General features: G+C 75.3%; 4 protein-coding genes. All 4 read left to right on the top strand.

What is annotated here, in order from left to right; all coding sequences use genetic code 11:
- A partial coding sequence (locus tag PSH25_RS28960; RefSeq protein WP_372492877.1) for an adenylyltransferase/cytidyltransferase family protein occupies positions 1-582 on the top strand: 582 nt, incomplete at its 5' end.
- Positions 579-1,280 carry an SDR family oxidoreductase gene (locus PSH25_RS28955; protein WP_238662045.1) on the top strand — a complete coding sequence of 234 codons (702 nt, stop codon included), beginning with the start codon at positions 579-581 and terminating at the stop codon, positions 1,278-1,280. The genes PSH25_RS28960 and PSH25_RS28955, both read left to right, overlap by 4 nt.
- A complete protein-coding gene (locus tag PSH25_RS28950) occupies positions 1,277-2,230 on the top strand; it encodes a glycosyltransferase family 9 protein (protein ID WP_238662044.1) in 954 nt (317 codons plus the stop codon). Before PSH25_RS28955 ends, PSH25_RS28950 begins: the two co-directional genes overlap by 4 nt.
- Positions 2,214-3,197 carry a DNA topoisomerase IB gene (locus PSH25_RS28945; protein WP_238662043.1) on the top strand — a complete coding sequence of 328 codons (984 nt, stop codon included), beginning with the start codon at positions 2,214-2,216 and terminating at the stop codon, positions 3,195-3,197. Before PSH25_RS28950 ends, PSH25_RS28945 begins: the two co-directional genes overlap by 17 nt.
- The last annotated feature ends 114 nt before the right edge of the window (positions 3,198-3,311 follow it).

Here is a 3,311-nt window from a genome sequence, read left to right as displayed (position 1 = left end):
GCCCTGCCGCCGTCGACGCCCACGGTGCGGGCCAGGAGCGCGCCGGGGCCGCGAGCCCTCCGGCCGGGACCGCGAGGTGGTGCGGTGGCCGACCGGGTGGGGGTGGCCGCCGTCGCCACGCTGCTGGCTGAGGTACGCGCCGCGGGTGGCACGGTGGTGGCGACCGGCGGTTGCTTCGACCTGCTGCACGCCGGGCACGTGGCCACCCTGGAGGCGGCTCGGCAGCTCGGTGACTGCCTGATCGTCTGCCTGAACTCCGACGCGAGCGTGACCGGGCTGAAGGGGCCGGACCGGCCGGTGCAGTCCGAAGGTGACCGTAGCCGGCTGCTGGCCGCCCTGAGCTGCGTCGACGCGGTCCTCATCTTCGACGAGCCGACCCCGGAGGCGGCCCTGTCGTGGGTACGCCCCGACGTCTGGGTCAAGGGCGGTGACTACGCCACCGGCGGTGGGGACGGGAACGCCACGTTGCCGGAGGCGGAGGTCCTTCGCCGGTGGGGCGGGAACACCGTTGTGGTGCCCTACCTGGACGGTCGGTCCACCACCGACCTGATCGTCCGCACTCTCGCGGAGCGGATCCGATGACCGCCACCCGGCCCGGTGCGGGGCCCACCGTCCTGGTCACCGGCGGCGCCAGCGGGCTCGGTGCCGCCGTGGTCGCCGCGGTGGCCGCCTCCGGTGGTCGGCCGCTCGTACTGGACCGGCAGCCGCCGGTCGACGGGGTTTCCTGGACCGAGTGCGACCTGGCCGACACGCGAGCCGCCGAGGTGGCCACCCAGCACCTCGCCGAGCAGGCCGGTGGCCTGGACGCGGTGGTCACCGCCGCCGGCATGGACGTGCCGGGTCGACTCGCGGACGTGCCGGGGGAGACCTGGGACCGGATCGTCGCCGTCGACCTGCTGGCCACCGCGGCGGTGATCCGGGCCGCGCTGCCGTTCCTGCTGACCTCCCGGGGCCGCATCGTCACGGTCGCCTCCACCCTGGGCGTCAAGGCGGTAGGCGACGCCACCGCGTACTGCGCGGCGAAGTTCGGGGTGGTGGGGTTCACCCGGGCCCTCGCCGCCGAGCTGGCCGGTCAGGTCGGCGTCACCCTGCTCATTCCGGGTGGGATGCGCACCGCGTTCTTCGACGAACGTGACCCGCAGTACAAGCCGGGGCCGGACGCGATCCTCAACGAGCCCGCCGACACCGCCGCCGCGATCATGTTCGCGCTCAACCAGCCGCCCGGTTGCGCGGTGCGCGAGATGGTGGTCTGCGCCGAGCAGGAGACCTCGTACCCGTGATCCTCGTGCTGCGCGCCCTCGGCGTCGGCGATCTGGTGACCGCGGTGCCCGCGCTGCGGGCGCTGCGGGCCGCGTACCCCTCGCGGGAGCTGGCGCTCGCCGCGCCCGGCTGGCTGGCCCCGCTTGTCGACCTGGTCGGTGGCGTCGACCGGCTGGTGGACACCGCCGGGCTGGACCGACCCCTCCGGGTCGGGTCGGCCCCGGGGGTCGCGGTCAACCTGCACGGGCGTGGCCCACAGTCGCACCGGCTGCTCGCGGCCACCCGGCCCGGCCGGCTGCTCGCCTTCGCCAACCCGGACGCCGGCTGCGCCGACGGCCCGCGCTGGGCCGTCGACGAGCACGAGGTGGACCGGTGGTGCCGGCTGCTGTCCTGGTACGACATCCCGGCCGACCGCGCCGACCTCGGCCTGCGCCGACCCGGGCCGGCGGGGTTGCCCGGCGGTGCCACCCTGCTGCACCCGGGCAGCAAGATCCCGGCCAAACGGTGGCCCGCCGAGCGGTTCGCCGCGCTGGCCCGGGTGCTGACCGACCAGGGACACCGGGTGCTGCTGACCGGATCGGCCGACGAACGGGCGTTGGCGGCCCGGGTGGCCGACGCGGCGGGCCTGACCGCGGACGCCGTACTGGCCGGCCGGACCGACCTCGGCGCGCTCGCCGCGCTGGTGGCCGACGCCCGGCTGGTGGTCAGCGGGGACACCGGCGTCGCCCACCTGGCCACCGGGTACGGCACCCCGTCGGTCGTCCTCTTCGGGCCGGTGCCACCGGCGCGGTGGGGGCCACCGTCGGACCGGCCACGGCATCGGGTGCTCTGGGCCGGCGAGCAGGATTGGCCCAGGTGGGACGGGGTAGGAAGCCACCCGACGATGGCGGCTCTGCACCTCGACGAGGTGCTGGCCGCCGTGGCCGAGGTGGAGAGGGTGGTGCGGGTCTCCGGTGCGGTTGCGGCGTAGCGACCCGGGTCGACCGGGGTACGGACGGCGTCGGCGCGGACGGGGTTGGCTCTTCGTCGACCCGTCCGGAGCTCCGGTGCGGGACCCGGATGTCCTGGCCCGGTTGCGGGAGCTGGTCATTCCCCCGGCCTGGCAGGACGTCTGGATCGCGCCGCACCCGAACGGGCACATCCAGGCGATCGGGATCGACGCGGCCGGTCGCAAGCAGTACGTCTACCACCCGCGGTGGCGGGAGAAGCAGGACGAGGCGAAGTTCGACCACATGCTGGAGGTGGCCCGGCGGCTGCCGGCGCTGCGCGAGCGGGTGGGACGCGACCTGGACGGCCGTGGACTGGGCCGGGACCGGGTGCTGGCGACGGTGACCCGACTGCTGGACATGGGGATGTTCCGGGTCGGCAGCGACCAGTACGCGAACGGCGACGACCCGACGTACGGGGTGGCCACCCTGCGCCCCGAGCATGCTCGGTCCCGGCGCGGTTGCGTGGTGTTCGTGTTTCCCGCCAAGGGGGGCATCGAGCAGGTGCGCCGGATCGAGGACCCGGAGCTGTGTCAGGTGCTCGTCAACCTGCGCCGTCGTCGGCGACAAGCGGAGCGGCTGTTCGGCTACTGGGACGGCCGGGAGTGGCGCGACGTGCGCAGCGACGAGGTCAACGGCTACCTGCGCGACGCCAGCGGTGGGGAGATGACCGCTAAGGACTTCCGCACCTGGCACGCCACCGTGCTCGCGGCCACCGAGCTGGCCACCGCCGGCCCGGCCCGCTCGGTGACCGCCCGGCGCAAGGCGGTGGTCGCCGTGATGCGTGAGGTGGCGGACCTGCTGGGCAACACGCCGACGGTGGCTCGCGCGTCCTACGTGGACCCTCGGGTGGTCGACCTCTACCACGACGGGGTGGTGGCGGCGGTGGATCCGCGGGCGCCTCGCGAGGAGGCGGAGCGGGTGGTCCTGAAGCTGCTGGAGGGCGCCTGACCGGCCCCGTCGGCGATTCTGGGGGGAAAGCGCGACGGGGCCGGAGCCTCGGGCGTCAGCGGGGCGCCACCGGGCGGCCGCCCGCCGCTCACGCGGCGGGCGCCTCGCCACGGC

The sequence above is a fragment of the Micromonospora foliorum genome (assembly GCF_022229015.1).
In the GTDB taxonomy this organism is placed as follows: Bacteria; Actinomycetota; Actinomycetes; order Mycobacteriales; family Micromonosporaceae; genus Micromonospora; species Micromonospora foliorum.
This window is presented reverse-complemented; position numbering and strand designations above follow the sequence as displayed.

What these genes read in the sequence shown, in the direction of transcription:
- PSH25_RS28955 (WP_238662045.1), top strand. Translation starts at nt 579, where the DNA reads ATGACCGCCACCCGGCCCGGTGCGGGGCCCACCGTCCTGGTCACCGGC.